The 24,099-nt window shown below is 67.1% G+C and carries 23 protein-coding genes and 1 pseudogene; 11 read left to right on the top strand and 13 right to left on the bottom strand.

Annotation, left to right across the window (positions count from 1 at the left end; translation table 11 throughout):
• Positions 1 to 17: 17 nt before the first annotated feature.
• From A5753_RS02010 to A5753_RS01995, 4 genes are read right to left on the bottom strand one after another with little or no spacing between them, the layout of a single operon-like run.
• Complete coding sequence (locus A5753_RS02010) at positions 18 to 602, bottom strand: hypothetical protein (RefSeq protein ID WP_067122730.1); 585 nt, start codon at positions 600 to 602, stop codon at positions 18 to 20.
• On the bottom strand, positions 595 to 873 hold the full coding sequence (locus A5753_RS02005) for a putative holin (protein ID WP_197694553.1): 279 nt from the start codon (positions 871 to 873) through the stop codon (positions 595 to 597). The genes A5753_RS02010 and A5753_RS02005 overlap by 8 nt, the downstream gene beginning before the upstream one ends.
• Positions 870 to 1,370, bottom strand: a complete 501-nt coding sequence (locus A5753_RS02000) for a DUF779 domain-containing protein (RefSeq protein ID WP_067122728.1) — start codon at positions 1,368 to 1,370, stop codon at positions 870 to 872. Before A5753_RS02000 ends, A5753_RS02005 begins: the two co-directional genes overlap by 4 nt.
• Positions 1,370 to 2,893, bottom strand: coding sequence for an aldehyde dehydrogenase family protein (locus A5753_RS01995; RefSeq protein ID WP_067122725.1), 1,524 nt, complete (start codon positions 2,891 to 2,893; stop codon positions 1,370 to 1,372). The genes A5753_RS02000 and A5753_RS01995 overlap by 1 nt, the downstream gene beginning before the upstream one ends.
• A 90-nt stretch (positions 2,894 to 2,983) precedes the next feature.
• Between A5753_RS01995 and A5753_RS01990 the strand changes: the two genes are divergently transcribed.
• The 6 genes from A5753_RS01990 (at position 2,984) to A5753_RS01965 (ending at position 8,781) form a co-directional block, all read left to right on the top strand.
• Complete coding sequence (locus A5753_RS01990) at positions 2,984 to 3,817, top strand: class I SAM-dependent methyltransferase (protein ID WP_231989962.1); 834 nt, start codon at positions 2,984 to 2,986, stop codon at positions 3,815 to 3,817.
• Between the two features lie 33 nt (positions 3,818 to 3,850).
• Positions 3,851 to 5,863, top strand: a complete 2,013-nt coding sequence (locus A5753_RS01985) for a prolyl oligopeptidase family protein (protein WP_067122719.1) — start codon at positions 3,851 to 3,853, stop codon at positions 5,861 to 5,863.
• Complete coding sequence (locus tag A5753_RS01980) at positions 5,833 to 6,930, top strand: YncE family protein (protein ID WP_197694552.1); 1,098 nt, start codon at positions 5,833 to 5,835, stop codon at positions 6,928 to 6,930. The genes A5753_RS01985 and A5753_RS01980 overlap by 31 nt, the downstream gene beginning before the upstream one ends.
• 28 nt (positions 6,931 to 6,958) lie before the next feature.
• On the top strand, positions 6,959 to 7,270 hold the full coding sequence (locus A5753_RS01975; RefSeq protein ID WP_067122715.1) for a hypothetical protein: 312 nt from the start codon (positions 6,959 to 6,961) through the stop codon (positions 7,268 to 7,270).
• Between the two features lie 7 nt (positions 7,271 to 7,277).
• Positions 7,278 to 8,189, top strand: a complete 912-nt coding sequence (locus tag A5753_RS01970; RefSeq protein ID WP_067122712.1) for a crotonase/enoyl-CoA hydratase family protein — start codon at positions 7,278 to 7,280, stop codon at positions 8,187 to 8,189.
• A 79-nt stretch (positions 8,190 to 8,268) separates the two neighbouring features.
• Positions 8,269 to 8,781, top strand: a complete 513-nt coding sequence (locus tag A5753_RS01965; RefSeq protein WP_067122709.1) for a DUF5078 domain-containing protein — start codon at positions 8,269 to 8,271, stop codon at positions 8,779 to 8,781.
• A 273-nt stretch (positions 8,782 to 9,054) separates the two neighbouring features.
• Here the strand turns inward: A5753_RS01965 and A5753_RS01960 are convergent, their stop codons facing one another.
• The 3 genes from A5753_RS01960 to A5753_RS01950 all read right to left on the bottom strand — a co-directional run bounded on the left by A5753_RS01960 (position 9,055) and on the right by A5753_RS01950 (position 13,289).
• Positions 9,055 to 11,985, bottom strand: coding sequence for an RND family transporter (locus tag A5753_RS01960; RefSeq protein ID WP_067122706.1), 2,931 nt, complete (start codon positions 11,983 to 11,985; stop codon positions 9,055 to 9,057).
• On the bottom strand, positions 11,982 to 12,530 hold the full coding sequence (locus A5753_RS01955; protein WP_067122703.1) for an MmpS family transport accessory protein: 549 nt from the start codon (positions 12,528 to 12,530) through the stop codon (positions 11,982 to 11,984). The genes A5753_RS01960 and A5753_RS01955 overlap by 4 nt, the downstream gene beginning before the upstream one ends.
• Positions 12,531 to 12,602: 72 nt before the next feature.
• The gene (locus A5753_RS01950; RefSeq protein WP_156655869.1) at positions 12,603 to 13,289 is read right to left on the bottom strand and encodes a TetR family transcriptional regulator; all 687 of its coding nucleotides are present in this window, start codon (positions 13,287 to 13,289) and stop codon (positions 12,603 to 12,605) included.
• 121 nt (positions 13,290 to 13,410) lie between these two features.
• On the opposite strand from A5753_RS01950, the gene A5753_RS01945 reads away from it, so the two are divergent.
• On the top strand, positions 13,411 to 15,147 hold the full coding sequence (locus tag A5753_RS01945) for a cytochrome c biogenesis protein DipZ (protein ID WP_067122697.1): 1,737 nt from the start codon (positions 13,411 to 13,413) through the stop codon (positions 15,145 to 15,147).
• A 9-nt stretch (positions 15,148 to 15,156) separates the two neighbouring features.
• Here the strand turns inward: A5753_RS01945 and A5753_RS01940 are convergent, their stop codons facing one another.
• The 3 genes from A5753_RS01940 to A5753_RS01930 are packed head-to-tail and all read right to left on the bottom strand — an operon-like array spanning position 15,157 to position 16,925.
• Positions 15,157 to 16,011, bottom strand: coding sequence for a hypothetical protein (locus tag A5753_RS01940; protein WP_067122694.1), 855 nt, complete (start codon positions 16,009 to 16,011; stop codon positions 15,157 to 15,159).
• Between the two features lie 10 nt (positions 16,012 to 16,021).
• A complete protein-coding gene (locus A5753_RS01935) occupies positions 16,022 to 16,543 on the bottom strand; it encodes a mycothiol transferase (protein WP_067122691.1) in 522 nt (173 codons plus the stop codon).
• A gap of 10 nt (positions 16,544 to 16,553) precedes the next feature.
• On the bottom strand, positions 16,554 to 16,925 hold the full coding sequence (locus tag A5753_RS01930; protein WP_067122688.1) for a VOC family protein: 372 nt from the start codon (positions 16,923 to 16,925) through the stop codon (positions 16,554 to 16,556).
• A 47-nt stretch (positions 16,926 to 16,972) separates the two neighbouring features.
• On the opposite strand from A5753_RS01930, the gene A5753_RS01925 reads away from it, so the two are divergent.
• The 4 genes and pseudogenes from A5753_RS01925 to A5753_RS01910 all read left to right on the top strand — a co-directional run bounded on the left by A5753_RS01925 (position 16,973) and on the right by A5753_RS01910 (position 20,434).
• Complete coding sequence (locus tag A5753_RS01925) at positions 16,973 to 18,703, top strand: amidohydrolase family protein (protein WP_067122685.1); 1,731 nt, start codon at positions 16,973 to 16,975, stop codon at positions 18,701 to 18,703.
• Positions 18,704 to 18,741: 38 nt separating this feature from the next.
• Positions 18,742 to 19,278: pseudogene (locus A5753_RS01920) on the top strand (PPE family protein); the annotation flags it as partial.
• A gap of 69 nt (positions 19,279 to 19,347) precedes the next feature.
• Positions 19,348 to 19,743: a hypothetical protein gene (locus A5753_RS01915; RefSeq protein ID WP_067122682.1), complete on the top strand. Its 396-nt coding sequence runs from the start codon at positions 19,348 to 19,350 to the stop codon at positions 19,741 to 19,743.
• 127 nt (positions 19,744 to 19,870) lie between these two features.
• Positions 19,871 to 20,434, top strand: coding sequence for a carboxymuconolactone decarboxylase family protein (locus tag A5753_RS01910; protein ID WP_067122679.1), 564 nt, complete (start codon positions 19,871 to 19,873; stop codon positions 20,432 to 20,434).
• On the opposite strand, the gene A5753_RS01905 is transcribed toward A5753_RS01910, so the two are convergent.
• The 3 genes from A5753_RS01905 to A5753_RS01895 all read right to left on the bottom strand — a co-directional run bounded on the left by A5753_RS01905 (position 20,423) and on the right by A5753_RS01895 (position 24,071).
• Positions 20,423 to 21,247, bottom strand: a complete 825-nt coding sequence (locus A5753_RS01905) for an SDR family oxidoreductase (RefSeq protein WP_067122782.1) — start codon at positions 21,245 to 21,247, stop codon at positions 20,423 to 20,425. The two genes, A5753_RS01910 and A5753_RS01905, sit on opposite strands and share 12 nt — an antisense overlap.
• Before the next feature lie 153 nt (positions 21,248 to 21,400).
• Complete coding sequence (groL, locus tag A5753_RS01900) at positions 21,401 to 23,026, bottom strand: chaperonin GroEL (protein WP_067122677.1); 1,626 nt, start codon at positions 23,024 to 23,026, stop codon at positions 21,401 to 21,403.
• Positions 23,027 to 23,372: 346 nt separating this feature from the next.
• Positions 23,373 to 24,071, bottom strand: coding sequence for a M24 family metallopeptidase (locus A5753_RS01895; protein WP_067122779.1), 699 nt, complete (start codon positions 24,069 to 24,071; stop codon positions 23,373 to 23,375).
• Positions 24,072 to 24,099: the final 28 nt, after the last annotated feature.

The following is a 24,099-nucleotide window of genomic DNA, read 5'->3' as shown; positions in this document are numbered from 1 at the left end:
GCCGCGCGGGCGAGGCCTCAATACGGAATGAGCCCGACGAGGCAGTGCCCCACCCGCTCGCAGTGGTAATAGCCGTACAGGGGCGCCGAGGCCACCAGCGCGGCGAACGGCCCCGACATCAGCGCCACCGCGAGCGCCGAGATCAACGGCCTGCCCTCGGTCATCGCCAGCATCACGCCGCCGACGATGCACACGACTACGTAAACCAGGACCACGAACAGCGCGGACCTCTTGTCGGCCGCGTGATACCACCAATAGAACAGCCCCAGCCCGATCACGGCCGCCGCGGCCCACACCCCGAGCAGCACCAGCGCCAACTTCCACCACTTGAGGTAGAGGTACCGGCCGGGCACGTTGACCGGCTGCACCGGGCCGACGAGCTCGGCCGGCTCCGGCTCGCCGGCGTCCGTCGTGGGCGTCGCCGCCTCGTCTTCCGCGGTTTTGCCCCTGGGCTCTTGTTCGGTTGCGGCGGGGTGTGCACCGGTGTCGTCATCGAAATCGGGGACCCACGACTGGGTGCCGGTGTGCTCGGAGTCGTCATCCGAGAAGTCCGGCACGAACGCCTCCGTCCCGGGACTAGAACCGTCCTTCTCGTCAGCCACCGGCGGTCACCCGCAACGCGACCAGGACGCCGAACCAGCCGGGCGCCACCGAGAGCAGGAACGCGCCCAGCATCGTGACCCACCGGCGCCCGGAAAACAGGATCGTCGTCACACCGACCACGCTGAGGAAACCGACCACCGACGCGATGGCGATGCCCGGGCGGACGCTGGCGTGGATCGCCACCGTGCATGCCACACCCGCCAAAAGTCCGACCGCACTGCCGATCAGCATGGCGCTGGCCAACAACCAGGGACGCGGAAGCGGGATCACTTTCTCGACTGTACTGCGGTTACCGCGCACGTCGCCGAGGCCGCGTCGGCCACCACCGGACCCCGCGTCGCGGGGCGTTCGCCGCGTTCGTAATCGGCGCCGGTGATCACCGCCGCGGCGGCCAGCGCAGCCCGCTCCTGCTCGGTGAAGACACGGCCGCGGGACAAAAACCGCACCCCGTCGGGGGCTTCCAGGCTGAACCCGCCGCCGCGCCCCGGCACCACGTCGATGACCAATTGAGTGTGCTTGTCGCGATAGTGGGCCGCGTACTGGGGACCCGAAATCCACACCGGCACGCCGTGCGTCCCGACGTCGAGCACGCCGAGCAATACGTCGCGGTCGCCGACGAGGAAGTCGCCGAGCGGATAACACATGGGCGACGAGCCGTCGCAGCAGCCGCCGGACTGGTGAAACATCACCGGGCCGTGGGTCGCCTGCACCCGCGTCAGCACCGCGGCGGCCGGGGCGGTGATGACCACCCCAGCTGGCGTGACCATCAGAAGAACCCGAGCGCCTTGTCGGAGTAGGACACCAGCATGTTCTTGGTCTGCTGATAGTGCTCCAGGGCCATCTTGTGGCATTCGCGCCCGAAGCCGGACAGCTTGTAGCCGCCGAACGCCGCATGCGGCGGATACACGTGATAGCAGTTGACCCACACCCGGCCGGCCTGGATGTCGCGGCCGGCGCGGTAGGCGGTGTTGCCGTCGCGGCTCCACACCCCCGCCCCCAGGCCGTAGAGGGTGTCGTTGGCGATCGAGATGGCGTCGTCGTAATCGTCGAACGACGTCACCGTCACCACCGGCCCGAAGATCTCCTCCTGGAACACCCGCATCTTGTTGTTGCCACCGAAGATGGTGGGCTGCATGTAAAAGCCGCCGGACAGGTCACCACCGAGCTCGGCGCGTTCGCCGCCGGTGATCACCTTGGCGCCCTCATCCTTGCCGATTTCGATGTAGGACAACACTTTTTCCAGTTGGTCGTTGGACGCCTGGGAACCCAGCATGGTCTCGCTGTCCAGCGGGTCGCCCTGGCGCACCGCCTTGGTGCGGATCGCGGCCAGCTCGAGGAACTCGTCGTAGATGTCGGCCTGGACGAGGCTGCGCGACGGGCAGGTGCACACTTCGCCCTGGTTGAGGGCGAACATGGTGAAGCCCTCCAGGGCCTTGTCCTGGTAGTCGTCGGCCTTGGCCATCACGTCGGAGAAGAAGATGTTGGGGCTCTTGCCGCCGAGTTCCAGCGTTACCGGGATCAGGTTGTGCGAGGCGTACTGCATGATCAGCCGCCCGGTGGTGGTCTCGCCGGTGAACGCGATCTTGGCGATCCGGTTGCTCGACGCCAGCGGCTTGCCGGCCTCGGCGCCGAATCCGTTGACGACGTTGATCACGCCGGGCGGCAACAGGTCGCCGATCAACGACATCAGGTAGAGCACCGAAACCGGTGTCTGCTCTGCGGGTTTGAGCACCACCGCGTTGCCGGCCGCCAGCGCGGGCGCCAGTTTCCAGGCGCCCATCAAGATGGGGAAGTTCCACGGGATGATCTGCCCGACCACGCCGAGCGGCTCGTGGAAGTGGTAGGCCACCGTGTCGTCGTCGATCTGCGACAGCGAGCCCTCCTGCGCGCGCAGCGCCGCGGCGAAATAGCGGAAGTGGTCGGCGGCCAACGGGATGTCGGCGGCCAGCGCCTCGCGGATCGGCTTGCCGTTGTCCCACACCTCGGCCACCGCCAGCGCGGTGGTGTGCTCGTCGATGCGGTCGGCGATCTTGTTCAGGATGGCCGCCCGCTCGGCGGGGGCCGCCTTGCCCCACGCCGGAGCCGCCGCGTGCGCGGCGTCGAGCGCCTTGTCGACGTCGGCCTCATCGGAGCGGGCCACCTCGCAGAACGTCTGCCCGGTGACCGGAGTCGGGTTCTCGAAGTAGCGGCCCTTCGCGGGCGCGACCCACTGTCCGCCGATGAAGTTCTCGTAGCGGGATTCATACGACATCAATGCCCCGGCAGAACCTGGACGTGCGAAAACAGTCATCTTTCGGCTCCCTTCACTCGTGACACAGCTCACAGTACGCTGCACTCATCCGGGGATGTCGGGTCGAAGTAGGGGGCGAACATGTCCGAGATGCATTCAGCCGAAGAGGCGCTGCGGCAATGGAGATCCGTGGCACCGGCCTGGGAACAGCACCGGGAACGCATGTTCTGCGACGTGCGCGCGGTGTCCGAGTGGCTCGTCGAGCAGGTCGATCCGCAACCGGGCCAGGCGGTGCTGGAGGTGGCGGCGGGCCCGGGCGAGACCGGTTTTCTCGTTGCGGACCGACTCGGTCCCACGGGTCGCCTGATCTCCAGCGATTTTGCTCCCGAAATGGTGGCGGCAGCCCAGCGCAGGGCCGACGAGCGTGGCCTGGAAAACGTCGAGTGTCGCGAACTCGACGCCGAGCAGCTCGATCTGCCAGATGCCAGTGTCGACGGGGTGCTTTCGCGGTTCGGGCTGATGCTTATGCCGGGACAGCAGAAAGCGGTCGCGGAAATCCGCCGGGTGCTGCGGCCGGGCGGCCGGTTCGCCTACGCGACGTGGGGACCGCCGGACCGCAACCCGTGGCTTTTCCAACTGGTGGTCGCGATGCTGCAGAACGGGGTCGCGCCGCCCGGGGACCCGTTCGCCCCGGGGGGTCCGTTCTCCCTCGCCACCCCCGAAAGTAACCGGGCGCTGGCCGAAGCCGGCGGTTTCGCCGACGTCGCCGTTGATGAAATTACCGGCGTCATGCGTTTCGACAGCCCAGACGAGCACTGGGCGCACGTGACCGGGCTCGCCGGGCCGGTGGTGGAGCTGGTGGCCTCCCTGGACCCCGCGCAGATAGACGCGATCCGTGGGACCCTCGGACCGTTGGTGGCGCCCTACCAGCGCGACGGCGCCCTCGAGATCCCGTGGACAGCGATGGTCACGAGGGCGACGTAAGGGCCGGTGCTTTCCGGCCGTCAGAATGGCGGCATGACTGAAGATCCGTACCTGTGGCTCGAGGACGTCACCGGTGACGAAGCCCTCGATTGGGTGCGGGCGCGTAACGAGCCGACGCTGGCCCGTTTCCGCGACGAGAATTTCGAACGAATGCGCACCGAGGCGCTCGAGGTGCTCGACACCGACGCCCGCATCCCCTACGTGGTCCGCCGGGGCGACTACCTCTACAACTTCTGGCGCGACGCGGCCAACCCGCGCGGGCTGTGGCGGCGCACGACGCTGGACAGTTACCGGACCGATTCCCCCGAGTGGGACGTGCTGATCGACGTCGACGAGTTGGGCCGGGCCGACGGCGAGAAATGGGTGTGGGCCGGCGCCGGTGTCATCTACCCCGAATACACCCGTGCACTGGTCAGCCTGTCCCGCGGTGGTTCCGATGCCTCCATCGTGCGTGAATTCGACATGATCACACGGGAATTCGTCGACGGCGGCTTTGAACTGCCGGAAGCCAAGTCACAGATCAGCTGGGCCGATCCGGACACCGTGCTGGTCGGCACCGACTTCGGCGCCGATTCGCTCACCGATTCCGGCTATCCGCGGGTGGTCAAACGGTGGCGCCGCGGCACACCGCTCGCCGACGCCGAGATGGTTTTCGAGGGCGCGCGTTCCGATGTCAACGTGGTGGCGAGCGCCAGCCGGATCCCGGGGTTCGAGCGCACGCTGATCGGCCGGGCTCTGGACTTCTGGAACGAAGAGGTCTACGAGCTGCGCGGCTCGGAACTCATTCGCATCGACGCGCCCACCGACGCCAGCGTCAGCCTGCACCGGGAGTGGCTGCTGATCGAGTTGCGCAGCGACTGGTCGTTGGGCAACGCCACCTACGCCGCCGGGTCGCTGCTGGCGGCGAAATACGAGGAATTCCTCGCCGGCACAGCGCAATTGCACATCGTGTTCGAACCCGACGAGCACACCGCGCTGAACCACTACGCGTGGACCAAGGACCGGCTGCTGATCGTCTCACTGGCCGACGTGGCCAGCCGCGTCGAAATCGTCAGGCCCGGCGACTGGCGGCGCGAGGCGATGGCCGGCATCCCGCCGGCGACCAACACCGTCGTCGTCTCCGCCGACGACACCGGTGACGAGTTCTTCCTGGATTCCAGCGGATTCGATACGCCGTCGCGGCTGATGCGGGGAACCGACGACGGGAAACTCGAACAGATCAAGTCCGCCCCGGGCTTCTTCGATGCCGAAAACATCTCGGTGACACAGCATTTCGTGGCATCACAGGACGGCACCTCGATCCCCTATTTCGTGGTGCGCGGCACACAGACATCCGACGGACCGGCACCCACCCTGCTGTACGGCTACGGCGGCTTCGAATCGTCGAACACGCCGGGCTACAGCGGCGTGCTGGGCCGGCTGTGGCTCGCCCGCGGCGGCACCTATGTCCTAGCCAACATCCGTGGTGGCGGCGAGTACGGCCCCGGCTGGCACACCCAGGCGATGCGCGAGGGCCGCCACAAGGTGGCCGAGGACTTCGCCGCGGTGGCAACCGATTTGGTGGAGCGCGGCATCACCACTGTCGAGCAGCTCGGGGCGCAGGGCGGCAGCAACGGGGGCCTGCTGATGGGCATCATGTTGACCAAGTACCCGGAGAGGTTCGGCGCATTGGTGTGCAGCGTGCCTCTGCTGGACATGAAGCGCTACCACCTGCTGCTGGCCGGCGCGTCGTGGGGCGCCGAATACGGCGACCCCGACAACCCCGACGATTGGGAGTTCATCTCCGAATACTCGCCCTACCAGAATATTTCGGCCACGCGCAAATACCCGCCGGTGCTGATGACCACCTCCACTCGCGACGACCGCGTGCATCCGGGCCACGCCCGCAAGATGACCGCGGCGCTCGAGGCCGCCGGTCAGCCGGTCTTCTATTACGAGAACATCGAGGGCGGGCACGCCGGGGCGGCGGACAACGAGCAGGTCGCGTTCAAGTCGGCGCTGACCTACTCGTTCCTATGGCAGACGCTGACGGCCGGCGCGGGATGAACGGGCGGAGGATCGTGGCGTTGCTGACGGCGGCGGTCCTGGTCGCATGCGGTCATCAGGAGGCCCAATCCCCCGGGGCCGCAACGACTACCGGTCTGCTGCCGGCGGGCGTGCCCACCGAGGGGTCCCGGCCGCGGGCCGCGACATTGCCGCCAGCGGCTGAGCCACGGAACGCGCCGCCGCCGACCGCGACATTGCCCGGCCGGGTGGTGCCGGTTGCCGGTCATCCCGAAGGCGTCGCAGTCAACGCCGCGACCCGGATCGTGGCGGTCACCACGCACGATCCCGATCAGCTTGTCCTGCTCGACGCCGACTCGTTGGGCGTATCCGCTCAGATTCCGCTGCCGGGTTCGGCACGCCATGTCGAGTTGGCCGCCCCGGGTGGACCGGTCCTGGTGCCGGTCGAAAGCGCAAATGCGTTGGTGCAAGTGCAGTTACCCGGTGGAGCCGTGTCGCCGTCGATCGTCACCGGCACTTCGCCGCATGACGCCGCGGCGGCGTCCAACGGCACCGTCTTCGTCGGAAACGAACTGGGCGGCACGGTGGCCGCGGTGCGCGGCGGCAAGGTCATGAAGGTCTTCACCGACAGCGTGCAACCCGCAGGTCTCGCCGCAGCCGGAACGGCCATCGGGATGTTGGACGCGCGGAGAAACACGCTGACGGTCTACGACGCGGAGCGGTTGGCCATCGTCGGATCGGCCCCGGCCGGCGCGGGGCCCACCCACTTGGTCACCGATCGGCACGGCCGGATGATCGCCACCGACACCCGCGGCGACACTATCCGGGTGTTCGATCCGTTGCCGGCGCCCCGCGAACTCGCCGCCGTCACGGAGCCCGGCGGCCCCTATGACATCGCCTACGACGCGGCGCGTGACCGGTTGTGGGTCGCCTCCTCGGGCACCGACGAGGTCGTCGGCTACGACGTGAGCCGGCCTGCGCCTCGTGAAATCCGGCGGATCCCGACGGTGCAGAACCCGTACAGCGTGGGGGTGGACTCGCGCACCGGACGCCTCGTCGTCGCGGGCGTCACCGCGGGGGTGCTCCAGGTCGTCGAGCCCGACGGCTGAACATCCGCCCGCCCTTAAGATCATCACCGTGGCCGCGATTCAACGCATCGAGCTCACCCTGCTGGCGACGGGATTGATCGGCATCCTGGCCTCGGCGGCACAGGCGCGCTATCGCTTCATCAAGCACCGTCGCGCCGGCCGGCGGTTCTACTGGGCGACCGCGATCATCGGCATCGTCTGCTTTGCGGCCGGAACCGGCCAGCTGTGGCCGAATGCCATTCTGGTGGCGGCGGTTTTTTCGGCCATCGTCGTGTTCTCGGCCTACCTCACGACGCCGTATTTGAAGATCGGCGGGCGGATCTATGCGTCCTCGCCGGAGAACCGCGAGCCCGACCTCTAAGGACGCTATGCCGACCAGCGACTTCCAGACCCTGCTCTATCGGACGGCCGGCGCCGTCGCCACCGTCACGCTGAACCGGCCGGAACAGCTCAACACCATCGTGCCGCCGATGCCGGACGAGATCGAGGCCGCCATCGGGCTGGCCGAGCGCGACCCGGCGATCAAGGTCATCGTGCTGCGCGGCGCGGGCCGGGCCTTCTCCGGTGGCTACGACTTCGGCGGCGGATTTCAGCACTGGGGCGAGGCCATGATGACCGACGGGAAATGGGATCCCGGCAAGGACTTCGCGATGGTCAGCGCCCGCGAGACCGGCCCGACGCAGAAATTCATGGCGATCTGGCGCGCGTCCAAGCCGGTGATCGCGCAGGTGCACGGCTGGTGCGTGGGCGGGGCCAGCGACTACGCGCTGTGCGCGGACCTGGTGATCGCCAGCGAGGACGCCGTGATCGGCACGCCCTACAGCAGGATGTGGGGGGCGTATCTGACCGGGATGTGGCTCTACCGGCTGAGTCTGGCCAAGGCGAAGTGGCACTCGCTGACCGGCCGGCCGCTGACCGGTGCACAGGCCGCCGAGATCGAGCTGATCAACGAGGCGGTGCCGTTCGAGCGTCTGGAGGCGCGGGTCGCCGAAGTGGCGACCGAGCTGGCGCAGATTCCCTTGTCGCAGCTGCAGGCGCAGAAGCTGATCGTCAACCAGGCCTACGAGAACATGGGGCTGGCGTCCACCCAGACGCTGGGCGGCATCCTAGACGGCCTGATGCGCAACACCCCCGACGCGTTGGCCTTCATCAACACTGCCCAATCCGACGGCGTGCGGGCCGCGATCGAGCGCCGCGACGGCCCCTTCGGTGATTACAGTCAGGCGCCGCCGGAGCTACGGCCCGATCCCACACACGTTATCGTCCCTGATGGCGACTGATACTGAGATGCACTAGCGAAATCCTGAGAGTGAGCTGGAAACTGTTCCGGTGTGGGCAAGAGGTGTTACCGTTATAGCCATGTCTCGGCTGAGTACTGGCCTGCGTGCAGGCGCTACGTTCCTTGCTCTGGGTATTACCGCTGCGATTTTTCCGTCGACGGCGGTAGCCGACTCCACGGAGGACTTCCCAATCCCCCGCCGAATGATCAACACCACGTGCGACGCCGAGCAGATCCTGGCGGCCTCGCGGGACACCAGCCCGGTGTACTACCAGCGCTACATGATCGACTTCGACAACCACCCGAACGTGCAGCAGGCGACCATCGATAAGGCGCACTGGTTCTACTCGCTGTCACCGCCGGACCGCCGGAACTACTCCGAGAACTTCTATGCGCCCGTGTCCGATCCGCTGTGGGTGGCCTGGCCCAACCACATGAAGATCTTCTGGAACAACAAGGGCGTGGTGGCCAAGGCCACCGACATCTGCAACCAGTACCCACCCGGCGACATGTCCGTCTGGGACTGGGCCGAGCCCACTGGCCCGCCCGGGTGGCCAGGACCTGTCAAGGGTAGGGTCGACCCCCAAGGCTAGGGTCGAGTCATCCTGTGACGGCGCTTGGAACCGATCGTTGTCCGGCGCGTCGTCCCGTAACGGGCTGTCTCAGCGCACGAATCGACGGCTTAGGCTCGCATCTGCGTCTCGCGACTGCCGAGCTTTCGGCAACCTCGTAGAGCAGGCGTTGCACCGACGTTAGGCAGAATGCCGCGTCGATACTTCTGACCGCGAGGTGTTCCAACCACGCCCCGAGGCCGAGTCGCAGCTCTTCACGCCAGCACGGATCTCGACACTCGCGCCACGTGAATATCAGCGCGGTTGTACCACTCCGCCCGGCGGGTGCTCGTCGACGTCGTTGAGGATCAACTCGCGCACGGCGGGACGCGGTCCGTACGGCCGCAGCATGGTGCTGGCCGGCCGTGGACGCACGTGCTGAGGCCACCAGAACCAGCGCCCGAGCAGGGTGGCCAGCGACGGTGTCATGAACGACCGCACGATCAAGGTGTCGAAGAGCAGCCCTAGCGCGATCGTCGTACCCACCTGGGCCATCACCAGCAGCGGGCTGAACATGAACGTGGCCATGGTGGCGGCGAACACCAGACCGGCGGAGGTCACCACCGAGCCCGAACCGGCCATCGCGCGGATCGTCCCTGTCTTCAGCCCGGCGTGGATTTCCTCCTTGAACCGCGAAATCAGCAGCAGGTTGTAGTCCGAGCCGACCGCCAGCAGCAGGATGACCGCCATCGCCAATACCATCCAGTGCAACTTCAAACCCAGGATGTACTGCCATACGAGCACGGAGAGCCCGAATGAGGCGCCCAGCGACAGCAACACCGTACCGACGATCACGAAGGCCGCGACGACGCTTCGGGTGATCACCAGCATGATGACGAAGATCAAAGTGGCCGCGGCGATTCCGGCGATCATCAGGTCGATGTTGGAGCCGTCGTGCATGTCCTTGTACGTCGCGGCGGTGCCGCCGAGGTAGACCTTGGCGCCCTCCCAAGGAGTGCCCTTGATCGCCTCGTGCACGGCCTGCTTGATCGGTTCGATGTGTTTGATGCCTTCAGGAGTCGCCGGGTCGCCTTCATGGGAGATGATCAGCCGGACGGCGTGCCCGTTCGGCGAGATGAACTGTTTGAGACCCCGCGCGAAATCCGGGCTCTTGAACGCCTCCGGCGGAAGGTAGAACGTGTCGTCGTTCTTCGCTTTGTCGAAGGCATCGCCCTGCGCGGTGGCGTTGTCCGACTGCGCTCTCGCCTGTTCGTTGAGACCCTGTGTGATCGCATAGTTCGACATGATGGTGTCGAGGTTGCGCTGCTGGCTCTCGATCTGCGGCGGTATCAGCGCCACCAGTTTGGGCTGGATCCGATCCAGCTTGTCGAGGTTCGCGCTGAGGTTCACGATGTTCTCGGCCACCTGGTCGATGCCGTCGAGCGCGTTGAAGACCGATCGAAGCGCCCAGCAGACCGGGATGTCGTAACAGTGCTTCTCCCAGTAGAAGTAGCTGCGGATCGGCCGGAGGAAGTCGTCGAAGTCCGCGATGTCGTCGCGCAACTTCTCGGTGATCTGCACGGTTTCCTTGGTGAGCCTGGTGGTTTCGTGTGTCGTGTTGCTGAGGTCCTGGGTGACCTGCATCTGCTCATGCAGCGTTGCCATCGTCTTGTGCAGCTCATCGGCCTGCTTGAGCAGGTTCGCCGCCTGCTCGTCCTGATAGTGCTGGGTCTGGATCCGCCCTGCGGCTTGCGCGCCCATCTGGAAACCGAGGGTGCTGTGGTCGAGCGGCGTGCCCAACGGCCGGGTGATGGTCTGCACTCGGCCGATTCCGGGGATGTGGAAGACCGCCTTGGCGACCTTGTCCAGGACGATGAAGTCGGCCGGGTTACGCAGGTCGTGATCGGTCTCGATCATCAACAGCTCGGGATTGAGCCGAGCCTGGTCGAAGTGCCGGTCCGCGGCGGCATAGCCGACATTGGCCGGGGTGTCCGCCGGCAGGAAGTGGCGGTTGTCGTAGTCCGTCTTGTAACCGGGCAGGGCGAGCAGACCAACCAAGGCGATCGCGATGGTCACCGCGAGCACCGGTGCGGGCCAGCGGACGATCGCGGTGCCGATGCGACGCCAGCCCCGGGTCTGCAGCGTGCGCTTCGGATCCATGAGCTTGAAGAACGAAGCCACCGTCAGAATCGCAGGACCCAGCGTCAAAGCCCCGAACACCGCGACCAGCATGCCGACCGCACAAGGCACCCCCAGCGACTCGAAGTACGGCAGCCGGCAGAAGCTCAGGCAGTACATCGCGCCGGCGATGGTCAGGCCCGATCCCAGCACAACATGCGCGGTGCTGTGGAACATGGTGTAGAACGCTTCTTCGCGGGTCTCGCCCAGACCACGGGCCTCCTGATAGCGGCCGACCACAAAAATTGCGTAGTCCGTCCCGGCGGCGATCGCCATCAGCACCAGCATGTTGTTGGCGAAGGTCGACAGCCCCATTATCCCGTAGTTGCCCAGTGTCGCGACGACGCCACGGGCGGCGGCCAGCTCGATGAACACCATCGCCAGCATGATCAGCATGGTGGTCAGCGACCGGTAGACGAAAAGCAGCATCACCACAATCACCAGGAAGGTGATAAGAGTGACGACCGCGACGCCCTTCTGCCCCGAGTGGGACTGGTCGGCGAACAGCGGACCCGCGCCGGTGACGTATGCCTTGATTCCCGGCGGCGCGGGCACCGAGTCCACGATCTTGCGGACGGCCTCGGCAGACTCGTTCGCCAGCCCGCTGCCCATGTTGCCGGCGAGGTAAACCTGGACGTACGCGGCCTTTTGATCGTGGCTCTGGGAACCCGCCGCCGTCAGCGGATCGCTCCAGAAATCCTGGACGTGCTGAACATGTTCCTTGTCTTGCTCGACGCGCCTGACGATCTCGTCGTAATAGCGGTGCGCTTCGGCCCCGAGTGGCTTGTCGCCCTCCAGCAAGATCATGGCCGAGTTGTCGGAGTTGAACTCCTTGAACGTCGATCCGACCCGCATCATCGACTGGAAAGATGCCGCGTCAGTCGGACTCATCGACACCGAGTGGGTTTTGGCGACGACCTCCAGCTGCGGGGCCACGGTGTTGGTGACGAACACGATGCCCAACCACACCAGGACGATCGGCAGCGCCAGCCGGTGAATCATCCGCGGCAGGAACGGTGGGATCAGCGGCTGATCGACGCGCGGCGGAACCTCGGCTGGCTCGCTCATGCGGACTTGTCCAGGCAATAGACGAAGGCGTTCACGGTTTGGTTGGGATCTGAGCGATTCGGAGTCTTGATGACGTCACCGCTCCCGTCGTGCTTGTTCACCACGAATTGGCAAGCGATCCAACTGCCATCTCCTTGCGCCACCAGGTTTGCCGGGATGCCAGGCTTCGTTGAACTCAATACTTTGCTCCAGGGCAGCGGCACGTTGAGGGCCTGCTGCGGATGGGAGTTTTCGTCGAGGTAGTTGATGGTTGCCGTGCTGCCGGGTGAGCCCCAGACCTCGAGCGTGATCGTCTTGGCGTTGAACTCATCGAGGACCTCGCCCGAGGTGCCACCACCGAACGAACCCTTATGAACGCCGAAGACGCCGTGCAATCGGTATACGACGAATCCGGACAGCGCGACGACAGCTGCGATCGTGAGCACCAGCCAGAAACGCGCCAAAAGGCCCTTTTTCCCTGCTCGCCGCGGAGCGGCCACTTCGCCCTCCCCGCCGGCCGAGCCCTGCTTTTTCAGCGGCTCGGTCCTCGGCTCAGTCGTCGTCATCCGCGCTCCAAGTCCTTCACGTTCACCGGTTGCAGTTCGCCAAGCCACAGCCCCCCGGCCTCCTCTCTGCGTTCATTGCGATCCCGAGATGAGCCCGACGCACGTGGCCGTCAGCAGGCGGGTCAGGGCGGACGCGAAGTCCAGATTCCACTCGGGCGGAACGACTTCGGGCTCCTCGGCGTAGACGTCGGTCAGCTGCTCCGGCGGGTTCGCGACCTGCCACAGCGTCGCGGCCAGCGAGTACGCGGCCAGCAGAATGTCAAGCGAGCCCGATCGTCCGAGGTCGGGCAACGCGCTTCCGATCGAATCCGCCAGCGAGAGTGTGGCCGCGGTACTGATCCGCCTGACCTCGATGACCCGTTCCGCGTCCACCTCGTGTTCCAGGTGCAGGTGCAGGTTGGCCAGCAGGTCGCAGAACAACGGGTCTTCGGCCAGGGCTTCGGCCAGTGTCTCGGCGATGCGCGAGGGCGACTTCGCGCCCGGCTCGGCGAGCTTCTGCGACACCGTATTCGACCACCGCACCCAGCCCTCGGCGGACAGATGCAGCAGAACTTCCTTGTGCGAGGTGAAGTAGCGGCGCACCGCCGAGTAGTGAATTCCGGCGCGGCTGGCCACCGCGGTCAGGGTGACCGACGCGACGCCCGTTTCCATTGCCAGCGAGCGTGCGGCTTCCACGAGGGCCTCCGCACGTTGGCGCTTCTTCTCCTCCGTGCGGGCGCGCTGGAATGTCAATTGCGCCACCGGCTGAGCGTAACGCACATTGTGTGAGTTGCATAACGCACGTCGCGTGATTTGTCCCTGGTCACTCGTGGTCGTGGAAGCAGGTAAAGGTGTAACCATGCTCGTCGTCCGGCACCCATCAAGCCTCTCGGAGTAGCCCGTGCACACCATCGCCCTGATCGGGTTTCTCGGCGGGCTGATCACCGGTATCTCGCCGTGCATCCTGCCGGTGCTTCCGGTGATCCTGCTGTCCGGCATGGACAGCACCCGGGCGGGCACGCCCACGCTGCGTTCCGCGGCGCGGCCATACCTGGTGATCGCGGGCTTGGTGTGCAGCTTCAGCGTCGCCACGTTGGCCGGCTCGGCGCTGCTCACGGCGCTGCACCTGCCGCAGGACGCGATCCGGTGGGCCGCACTGGTGGTGTTGGTCTTGATCGGCCTCGGCCTGATCTTCCCCTCGGTGCAGCACCTGATCGAACGGCCGTTCGCCTACCTCCCACAGCGTCAAATCGGCTCGGGGACAAATGGTTTCGCCCTGGGGCTGACCTTGGGCGCTCTCTATGTGCCGTGCGCGGGCCCGGTGCTGGCCGCGATCGTGGTGGCCGGGGGGACGTCGTCGATCTGGCTCGGCGCCCTCGTGCTGACGGCGACGTTCGCCGCCGGCAACGCGTTGCCGCTACTGGCCTTCGCGCTGGCCGGGCGGCGCGTCGCCGAACGCGTGGCCGCATTCCGCCGCCCGCAGCGCGCGATTCAGGTCGCCGGCGGAATCGCGATGATCGTGCTGGCTGTGGCGCTGGTGTTCAATCTGCCCGCGATGCTGCAGCGAACCGTCCCCGACTACGCGACGGCGATGCAGAACAAGCTGGGGGCCAACGACATCGAGCGCAGCCTGGCACCGGCCGCCGCCCGACAGCACGGCGGCGGACTGCCGCTGAGCCCGCCCGGCGCCACCTTCAGCGGCGCACTGAGCGACTGCGCCGGCGTCTCCGCCGGCCTGCAGCAGTGCGGACCGGCTCCCGCCCTCACCGGCATCACCGGGTGGCTCAACACCCCGGACGGCAAGCCGCTGGATTCCGCGTCGGTGCGCGGCAAGGTGATCCTGATCGACTTCTGGGCCTACTCGTGCGTCAACTGTCAGCGCGCCATCCCGCACGTAATCGATTGGTACAACCGATATCGCGACAGCGGGTTTCTCGTCATCGGGGTGCACACCCCGGAGTACGCGTTCGAGCGGGTGCCCGCCAATGTGGCCAGCGGCGCAGCGGATCTGCACATCACCTATCCCATCGCGCTGGACAACGACTACGCGACCTGGAACAACTTTGACAACCTGTATTGGCCGGCCGAATATCTGATCGACACGAATGGGCAAGTGCGGCACAGCAAATTCGGCGAGGGCGACTACGACGACACCGAGAAGCTGATCCGCAAGCTTCTCATCGATGCCCATCCCGGCATCCAGTTACCCCCGCCGACGCACTCGGTCGACATGACACCGCAGACCAGGCTCACGCCCGAGACGTATCTGGGTGTCGGCAAGTCCGAAAATTACGGCGGCACTGGGAAATACCAGGCCGGCGCCACCACGCTGAGCTTCCCGCCGAACCTGGCGGACGACAGGTTCGGCCTGCGCGGCCGCTGGATCCTGGACAACCAAGGCGCCACGGCGGACGGCGACGACTCCGCCGTCCGGCTAAACTACACCGCGAAAGACGTCTACGCGGTCGTCGGCGGAACCGGCACCATCACCGTGACCCGGGACGGCAACACCACCACGACCCCGATCGGCGGGGCACCCACGTTGCACCGCATCGTCGCCGACGCCTCCGCGCACCGAGATCAGCTGGACATGCGAGTCAGCAAGGGCCTGCAGGTGTTCTCGTTCACCTTCGGCTGAGCCGGCGCGCTACGACCTCTTCGCGAGACTGCCCAGCACCGCCACGATCACGCCGAACACGACCATAGCGGCGCCTGCGAGCAACGTGGCGTTGAACCATTGGTGCAGACCGGCTTCGGCGTGTTCGACCATCACCTGCGCGACTTGTCGAACGTTTCCGGTGGTGCGATTCAGCGCATCGTTGACATAGCGGCCGGCGACCTCGATACCCGCCCAGCCGCCCGCACCGACGAGCAGCGCCGAGATGCCCAGGCTACTCAGCGCCTTGCCGCGCCGGCGCGCGGCCGCCACCGTCAGCAACGCGCCGACGCCACACAGCGCCGCCACACCCAAACTCAGCCACGGGCCCCAACTGGACATCCGGCTCAGCCGCCCCTTCCGCATCGAATTTGGTAACGAAACAGTCAGCGGGACAGTGAGTTTCGCGGGGACCACCACATTGTGGCGGGCGAGCAGCGGCTGAATCGAGCCGTCGTTGAGCATCGGCGCCACGTGGACTGCCCACTGGTTGCCGTTCTCGTCGGCCCCCGGGTCGCCGAACAACCAGCCGTGCGCCGCCCGATTCGCCTGGGCGAAAAGCGGCGGAAACCCGGGACCGGCGGTGAATGCTCGGGCGGCCTCGTGCACCTCGGAACCCTCGATCGGTGAGCGGCGCGCGCCATGCTCGGCAATGAGAGTAATTGCCCGGCTGCTCAGTTCGGATGCCATGGCGGACTGCAGGGCGGGATCGGACGCCGCGCGCTGCGCCAGCGCGGCGTAGCCGTCGGCGTCAACGACATGCAGCTGCACCCACGCCGCGGGTACCGCCACCGCCAACGCGAGCGTGGTGATGACCCACAACAGCACGGTCGCCGCGAAACGCACGCCCGCGAATCTACTGAATGCCCCGCACGTACGCGGCCTGCCCGAGGTGCTGGGCGCAGTCGTCGATGATGCTCACCAATCGCGCGCTGGCCGTCACCGGCGGATCCCAGTTGGTGTCCACGACGCGGGCCAGTTCGTCAGCGGTGACTCCGGCGATGTATTCGAGAGTGAGCTTGTGCACCGCGTGGTAGTAGCCGGACAGCAGATCCGCGGGCGCCTTCACCTTGGCCACGTCGTTGGGCCCGTGTCCGTATCCGGTGTCGTCGCGCGGCAGGTCCAGTCCGAACCGCTCCACCCAGCCGTCGCGGAACCACACCTGCTCGACGCCGGCGACGTCGGCCAGCTGGGCGTCCTGCACCCGAGCGCTGTGCCAGAGCAGCCACGCGATGCTGTTGGCATTCGGGGCCGGCCGGTAGCCGGACTCCTCGTCGGTCAAGCCCTCGGCGATCTGGTCGACGTGCTCGATCAACCGGGTGAACGCGTCGCGCAGCAGCTCTTGCAGGATGGCGGCGTCGTCGTCGGTGCTGGCCATACCCGCGACACTACGGGAGGGTGCCGTGGAAGACCGCTTCGACGTTGTTGCCGTCGGGGTCGCGCACGAACGCCCCGAAGTAGCCGGGGTGGTATTCCGGCCAGCGCCGCGGCGCATGCAGTGCTTCGGCGCCCAGCTCGACAGCAGCCTCATAAAAGACGCGCACCGCGGCCTCGTCGGCGGCCTCGAAGGCCAGGTGCACTTCTCGATTGGGTCCCGCCGGCGCGGCCGAGATCCAGAATGTCGGCTTGCCCGCGCGCCCGTATCCGATGGCGCGACCCACGTCCAGCTGCCGGGAGAACCCCAGCGTCCCCAGCACCGCGTCGTAAAACCGCTGAGATTCCGCGTAGTCGGCGCAATTGATTCCCACATGGTCGATCACGGAGAAGATCCTGGCACGACCCGCCGCTGCGGTCGTAGATTGTTTGAATGACTTACGACCTCATCATCCGCAACGGCACCATCGTCGACGGGTTGGGGGGTGAGCCGTACGTCGGTGACGTGGCGGTGAAAGGCAACGTCATCGAGGCGGTCGGCGCGGTAAACGGGGCGACCGCCGCGCGGGAGATCGACGCCACCGGGCTTCTGGTCACCCCGGGCTTCGTCGACCTGCACACCCACTACGACGGCCAGTCCATCTGGTCGGAGCGGCTGACCCCGTCCTCGGCGCACGGTGTGACGACGGTGGTGATGGGCAACTGCGGGGTCGGTTTCGCGCCCTGCCGGCAGGAGGACCACGACGTCCTGGTCGACGTGATGGCGGGCGTGGAGGACATCCCCGGTGTCGTCATGACCGACGGGCTGCCGTGGACGTGGGAGACGTTCCCCGAATACATGGACGCGCTCGAGTCAGGCAAGCGCGACATCGACGTGGCCGCGTACCTGCCGCATTCACCGCTGCGGGTGTACGTGATGGGCCAGCGCGGCGCCGACCGCGAGCCGGCCACCGAGGACGACCTGGCCAAGATGCGCGAGCTGGCCAAGGAGGCGATCGAGGTCGGGGCGCTCGGCTTCGCGTCGTCGCGGCTGACGATTCACAAGACCGAAAGCGGTTCGCCCATACCGAGTTACGAGGCCGCCCGGGAGGAGATCGAGGAGATCGCCCGCGGCGTCGTGGACGGCGGCGGCGGCCTGCTGCAGTTCGTTCCCGACATCCCGTCGGGTGGCTACCAGCCGGTACTGCAGACGGTGTTCGACGTCGCCGAGGACGTCGGATTGCCCGTCACCTTCACCCTCGTCGTCGCCAACGCCGGCGACCCGACCTGGCCGGACGCCATCACGATGATCGAGAAGGCCAATGCGGCCGGCGGTGACGTCAGCGCGCAGCTGCTGCCGCGTCCGATCGGTCTGATCATTGGGTTGCAGCTGTCCGCCAACCCCTTCGTGCTCTACCCCAGCTACCGCGAGATCGCGCACCTGCCGCTGGACGAGCGGGTAGCCGAGATGCGCAAGCCCGACGTTCGGGCCCGCATCCTGGCCGACAAGCCCGGCCAGGGTCACCCGATCCTGTTCGTGACGCAGATGTGGGACTGGATCTTCCCGCTGGGCGACAGCCCCAACTACGAGCCGGACCCCTCGGACAGCATCGGGGCCCGGGCCCGTGCCAAGGGTGTGAACCCGATGGAAGAGGCCTACGACCGGCTGCTGGACGACGAGGGCCGGGCCATGCTGTTGGTCGCGACCAGCAACCTGCAGAACAACTCGCTGGACATCGTCGGCGAGCTGCTGCACCGCGACGACGTGGTGCTGGGTCTCGGTGACGGGGGCGCGCACTACGGGATGATCTGCGACGCCAGCTACTCGACCTATTTCCTGACGCATTGGGCGCGGGACCGCAAGGCCGGTCGGTTCACCGTGCCCGAAGCGGTTCGCGAGCTCACCTCGGTGCCGGCCCGCATCGCCGGGCTGGGTGATCGCGGTCGGATCGCGGTCGGCTACAAGGCCGACCTCAACGTCATCGACCACGCCGCACTGCGGCTACACAAGCCGATGATCAGCTACGACCTGCCGGCCGGGGGACGGCGCCTGGATCAGACCGCCGAAGGGTATGTCGCCACGATCGTGGCCGGAGAAGTGATCGCCGAAAACGGCGTCCCTACGAAGGCCCGTCCAGGCAAGTTGGTGCGTGGGCGTCAGCCCGTTCCTGTACCCGCGGGATAACGCCACCAAAAGTGGCATATACCAGCTAAGTTGGGTCGGTGACGAACCCGCATTTTGCGTGGTTGCCGCCAGAAGTCAACTCGGCACTTATTTCTTCCGGTCCCGGTCCCGGGCCGCTGCTTGCTGCCGCGGCGGCGTGGGACGGGCTGGCCGGGGAGTTGTCCTCGTCGGCATCGTCATTTTCTTCGGTGACGTCAGATCTGGCCAGCGGGTCGTGGCAGGGGGCGTCGTCGACGGCCATGATGTCCGTGGCCAGCCGATACGTGAGCTGGCTCAGCGCCGCGGCGGCGCAGGCCCAAGAGGTGTCGCAACAGGCCTCGGCCATCGCGACCGCGTTCGAGGTGGCGCTCGCGGCCACGGTACAGCCAGCAGTGGTGGCGGCCAACCGCGCCTTGGTGGCGGCGTTGGCGGCAAACAATCACCTTGGTCAGAACACCCCGGCCATCGCCGACATCGAAGCCGCCTACGAGCAGATGTGGGCCTCGGACGTGGCGGCGATGTTCGGCTATCACGCCGACGCGTCGGCGGCCGTGGCCAAGTTGCCGCCCTGGAATCAGGTGCTGCAGAACCTTGGCTTCTCCAGCACCGGCACCGCCGTCACACGCCCGGCGCCGCAGTAATTCCCGCGCCTATCCTGGAAGGTCATGCGCACCAAGAAGAAAGTCGATCTCCAGGCGCTGGCCAAGGCGCTGCCCGACTACCCGTATGCGTACTTGATCACGGTCGACGACGAATATCGGGCGCACACCGTGACGGTCGAGCCGCAACTGCGCGAGGCCACCCTGGACGTCGGACTCATCGGAGGGCGAACCCGCAGCAACCTCGCCCGGCGCGCCGACGTGACCCTGTTGTGGCCGCCCACCGAACCCGGCGGCTACTCGCTGATCGTCGACGGCACCGCCGAAGTGGCCGAGGCCGGGACCGAGACCGCCCGCCTGACTGTGGTTCCCACCCGTGCGCTGCTGCATCGCGAGGCCGACTCCCCCGACGCGGCGAAGGGCTGCCTGCACGACTGCGTGGTGTTCTCGCTGCCGGCCTAGCGGCGATCGCAAGCGCGGCCGTGGCGATCGCAAGCGCGGCGTGGCCGGGCGCAGCGGGTCGCCACTACAGGTCGAAGCCGGGCGCTGCGGGTCGCCACCATCGGACCAGGGCCGTACAGTCTCACCCGTGAGCCGCGTCGCACCGCTCGCTCCACCGTGGAGCGAAGAAGATGCCACTGGTATCAACAGTTGGGGCCACCCCGACCGCACCTATGAGCCGCTGCTGTTGGTGCGTTGCCTGCAGCGCCATCCAGCGCTGGCCTCGCGCCTGCGTAAGCTCGGCGAATCCCTTTATGTCGCAGCGCTTTTGCCTGGCCGGACGCGAACCATCGCCGTCCTTCGCCTCTGCGCGCTGCTGCGCTGTCAGTACGAGTGGGGCGGACAGGCGGCGTTTTGGGGCCCGATCGCGGGTGTCAGCGACGACGAGTGCGACGCGCTGGTCACCGGCGGCCCCGACGACTCGCGGTGGAGCCCGGCCGAGCGAGCGCTGATCGAGGCGGTGGACGAACTCGAGCGCACCGGCACGTGGTCCGAGGCGACGTGGAGCGCGCTGGGCCGCGACCTGGACGACGAGCAGCGCATCGAATTGCTCACGGCGGTGGGCTGGTATCGCACCATCTGCACGCTGTGCAACGCGCTCGCGCTCCCGGTGGAGGGCTGGATGCGGGCCTGGCCCCACTCAGCGGGCTGAGCGATCCCGGCGCAGGCTGGGATGCTGATTCTTCACTAGCGGCAACAACACCCGCCGCGGCATGAACTGGAACAGGCGGGTCGTGATCTGGCTGGGCAGGCCGGGGATGACGGTCCCACGGTCGTGGTCTAGGGCGTCGACTCCGGCGCGTGCCACCTCACGCGACGGCTTCCACAGCAACTTCGGGAACGCGTTGGCGAACTCTCGCTCGTCCATGCCGGCGCTTTTCACGAACTCGGTGCGCACCGGCCCGGGGCACAGCAGCGCGATGGTGACGCCGGTGCCGGCCAGTTCACCGCGCAGCCCCTGTGTGTAGTTGTTGACGAACGCTTTGGTGGCCGCGTAGCCGACCTGTCCGGGAAAGGGTTGGTACCCCGCGGTGGAGCCGACATTGAGGATCGCGCCGCGCCCGCGCGGCACCATCTGCTGGACCGCGCGCGTGGTCAGGTCGATGACCGCCTCGACGTTGACCCGCACCTGGGCGATCTCGTCGTCGACGGGCGTTTTGGTCACCGAACCCATGGTGCCGATGCCGGCGTTGTTGACCAGGATGTCGGCGGTCAGGCCGCGACGGTCGACCTCGCCGAAAAGGCCGGCGCGAGCGGCGGAATCGGCGACGTCGCAGGCGATCACCTCGACGCGGACACGGCCGGCGAGCTCGTCGGCCAGCTCGCGGAGACGCTCTTCGCGGCGGGCGACCAGCGTCACGCCGTGGCCGCGGTCGGCCAATTCGCGCGCGATGTCGGCGCCGATGCCCGACGAGGCGCCGGTCACGACGGCGGTGCTGGTGGGTGAGGGAGTCGGAAGGGCCACGCGTTCAACGTACAAGGCGGCCCGGCGCGCCGAACGTGAAACCAGGGCGGACAACTCGCCGAAATCGCGCCCTGAGTTCACGCTCGGCGCAGCGCACACACGAAAAAGCCCGGCCCCTTGGGGGCCGGGCTTTCCCGTACTCGAGTGGTGGACTTAGAAGTCCATGCCGCCCATGCCGCCGGTCGGGTCACCCGCGGGTGCGGCCGCCTTCTCCGGCTTGTCGGCGACGACGGCCTCGGTGGTGAGGAACAGCCCCGCGATGGACGCCGCGTTCTGCAGCGCCGAACGGGTCACCTTCACCGGGTCGGCAACGCCGGCCTTCAGCAGGTCCTCGTACTCACCGGTCGCGGCGTTCAGCCCCGTACCGGCGGGCGAGTTGCGGACCTTCTCGGCCACCACACCGGGCTCCAGACCACCGTTGAAGGCGATCTGCTTCAGCGGAGCCTCGAGCGCCACGCGCACGATGTTGGCGCCGGTCGCCTCGTCACCGGTGAGCTTCAGCTCGTCCAGCGACGGGATCGCGTGCAGCAGGGCCACGCCACCACCGGCGACGATGCCCTCCTCGACGGCGGCCTTGGCGTTGCGCACCGCGTCCTCGATGCGGTGCTTGCGCTCCTTGAGCTCGACCTCGGTCGCGGCCCCGGCCTTGATCACCGCAACACCGCCGGCCAGCTTGGCCAGACGCTCCTGCAGCTTCTCGCGGTCGTAGTCGGAGTCGCTGTTCTCGATCTCGCTGCGGATCTGGGCCACCCGGCCGGCGATGGCGTCGGAGTCACCGGCGCCCTCGACGATGGTGGTCTCGTCCTTGGTGACGACGACCTTGCGGGCCTTACCCAGCAGGGCGACGTCGGCGCTCTCCAGCGACAGGCCGACCTCTTCGCTGATGACCTGACCACCGGTGAGGATGGCCATGTCCTGCAGCATCGCCTTGCGGCGGTCACCGAAGCCGGGGGCCTTGACGGCCACCGACTTGAAGGTGCCGCGGATCTTGTTGACGACCAGGGTGGACAGCGCCTCGCCCTCGACGTCCTCGGCGATGATCAGCAGCGGCTTACCGGCCTGAATGACCTTCTCCAGCAACGGCAGCAGGTCCTTGACGGTCGACACCTTGGAGCTGACCAGCAGGATGTAGGGGTCCTCGACGACAGCTTCCTGACGCTCGGCGTCGGTGACGAAGTAGCCCGAGATGTACCCCTTGTCGAACCGCATGCCCTCGGTGAGCTCGAGCTGCAGGCCGAAGGTGTTGGACTCCTCGACGGTGATGACGCCCTCGTTGCCGACCTTGTCCATGGCCTCGGCGATCAGGTCGCCGATCGACTGGTCGCCCGCGGAGATGGCTGCGGTGGCAGCGATCTGGTCCTTGGTCTCGACCTCCTTGGCCGACTTGAGCAGGGTCTCGGTGACCTTCTCGACGGCCTTCTCGATGCCGCGCTTCAGACCCAGCGGGTTGGCCCCGGCGGCGACGTTGCGCAGGCCCTCTTTGACCAGCGCCTGGGCCAGAACCGTGGCCGTCGTCGTGCCGTCACCGGCAACGTCGTCGGTCTTCTTGGCGACTTCCTTGACCAGCTCGGCGCCGATCTTCTCGTAGGGGTCCTCCAGCTCGATCTCCTTGGCGATGGACACACCATCGTTGGTGATCGTGGGGGCACCCCACTTCTTCTCCAGGACGACGTTGCGGCCCTTGGGGCCCAACGTGACCTTTACCGCGTCGGCGAGGGCGTTGAGCCCCCGCTCGAGGCCGCGACGGGCCTCTTCGTCGTACGCAATTGTCTTGGCCATTGCGAAGTGATTCCTCCGTATTGGGGATGACACGTTCTGGCCGGGTGCAGTGCCCGCGACGGACGACCGCAGCTGTCTTCTGGCTAGGTCTCACCGTCCCGACCTAGCACTCGCTGGTCGCGAGTGCCAACGTCATTCTTAGCACTCGCCTATGCCGAGTGCAAGAAGTGGTCAGCCCTCTCGCCCAGCGCGTAACCGTCGACGACGACGTCGGTCACCCGCTCGGCCAGGTCCGAGTTGTACGCCTCCATCGCCTGGCAAGGCCCGTCGGTACAAGGCGGGCAGTATTACGGGCCCGACGGCTTCGGCCGGACACCGAGCAACCGACCGGTGTGACGTGCCCCGTCTAGCCCACGTCGAGCAGCTGTTCGTAGAAGCCGCCGAAGCCGCGTGGGCGATCGACGAGGTGGATCTCGAGGATCCAGTGGCAGCTGCGGCCGCGCGGATCGGTGCGGCGCATCGGCTTGGTCGACCCAGGCATGATGTACCACTCGACGCCGGCGCCGGCGATCTTCTTGTGCGGGAACTCACCGATCAAATGGCCCGCGATGCGGCTGCCCCACCCGAACCCCGCGGCGTCGGCCACCCCGACGACGTAGTCGTACAGCTCGGCGCCGGTGATGTCGGGATGGCTGGCGAAGTGGGCGTGGCCCGCCTCCCACACGCGCGGCAGGGCGTCGCGGATGGCCGCCTTGTGCGGGTCGTCGCCGAGCACGAACGTGCGCCCGAAGTCGGCCTCCCACTCCTCGAAGATCGGACCCAGGTCGAGGAAGACGATGTCGTCGTCGACGATCACGCGGTCCGGCGGGCGTTCGTGGAACGGCTGCAGCGTGTTCTCCCCGGCCCGCACGATCCGCCGGTGCCAGTGCCGGGTCACCCCGAACATCTCGCCGGCGAGGTCGTGAATCTCCTCGGAGAGTTCCTTCTCGGCCAGTCCGGGGCGGATCATGGCCCGCCGCTCGATTTCGTCGAACAGCTGCGCGGCTTGGCGTTCGGCGTCGCGCAGCCGTTGTACGCGAACATCTTCGGCGGTCGATCGGTCCACACCGGTGATGCTATGCGCACACTGGAAC

The sequence above is a fragment of the Mycobacterium sp. 852002-51971_SCH5477799-a genome, assembly GCF_001667145.1.
In the GTDB taxonomy this organism is placed as follows: Bacteria; Actinomycetota; Actinomycetes; order Mycobacteriales; family Mycobacteriaceae; genus Mycobacterium.
Note: the sequence above shows the minus strand (reverse complement) of the source record. Positions and strands in the feature narration are given on the sequence as shown.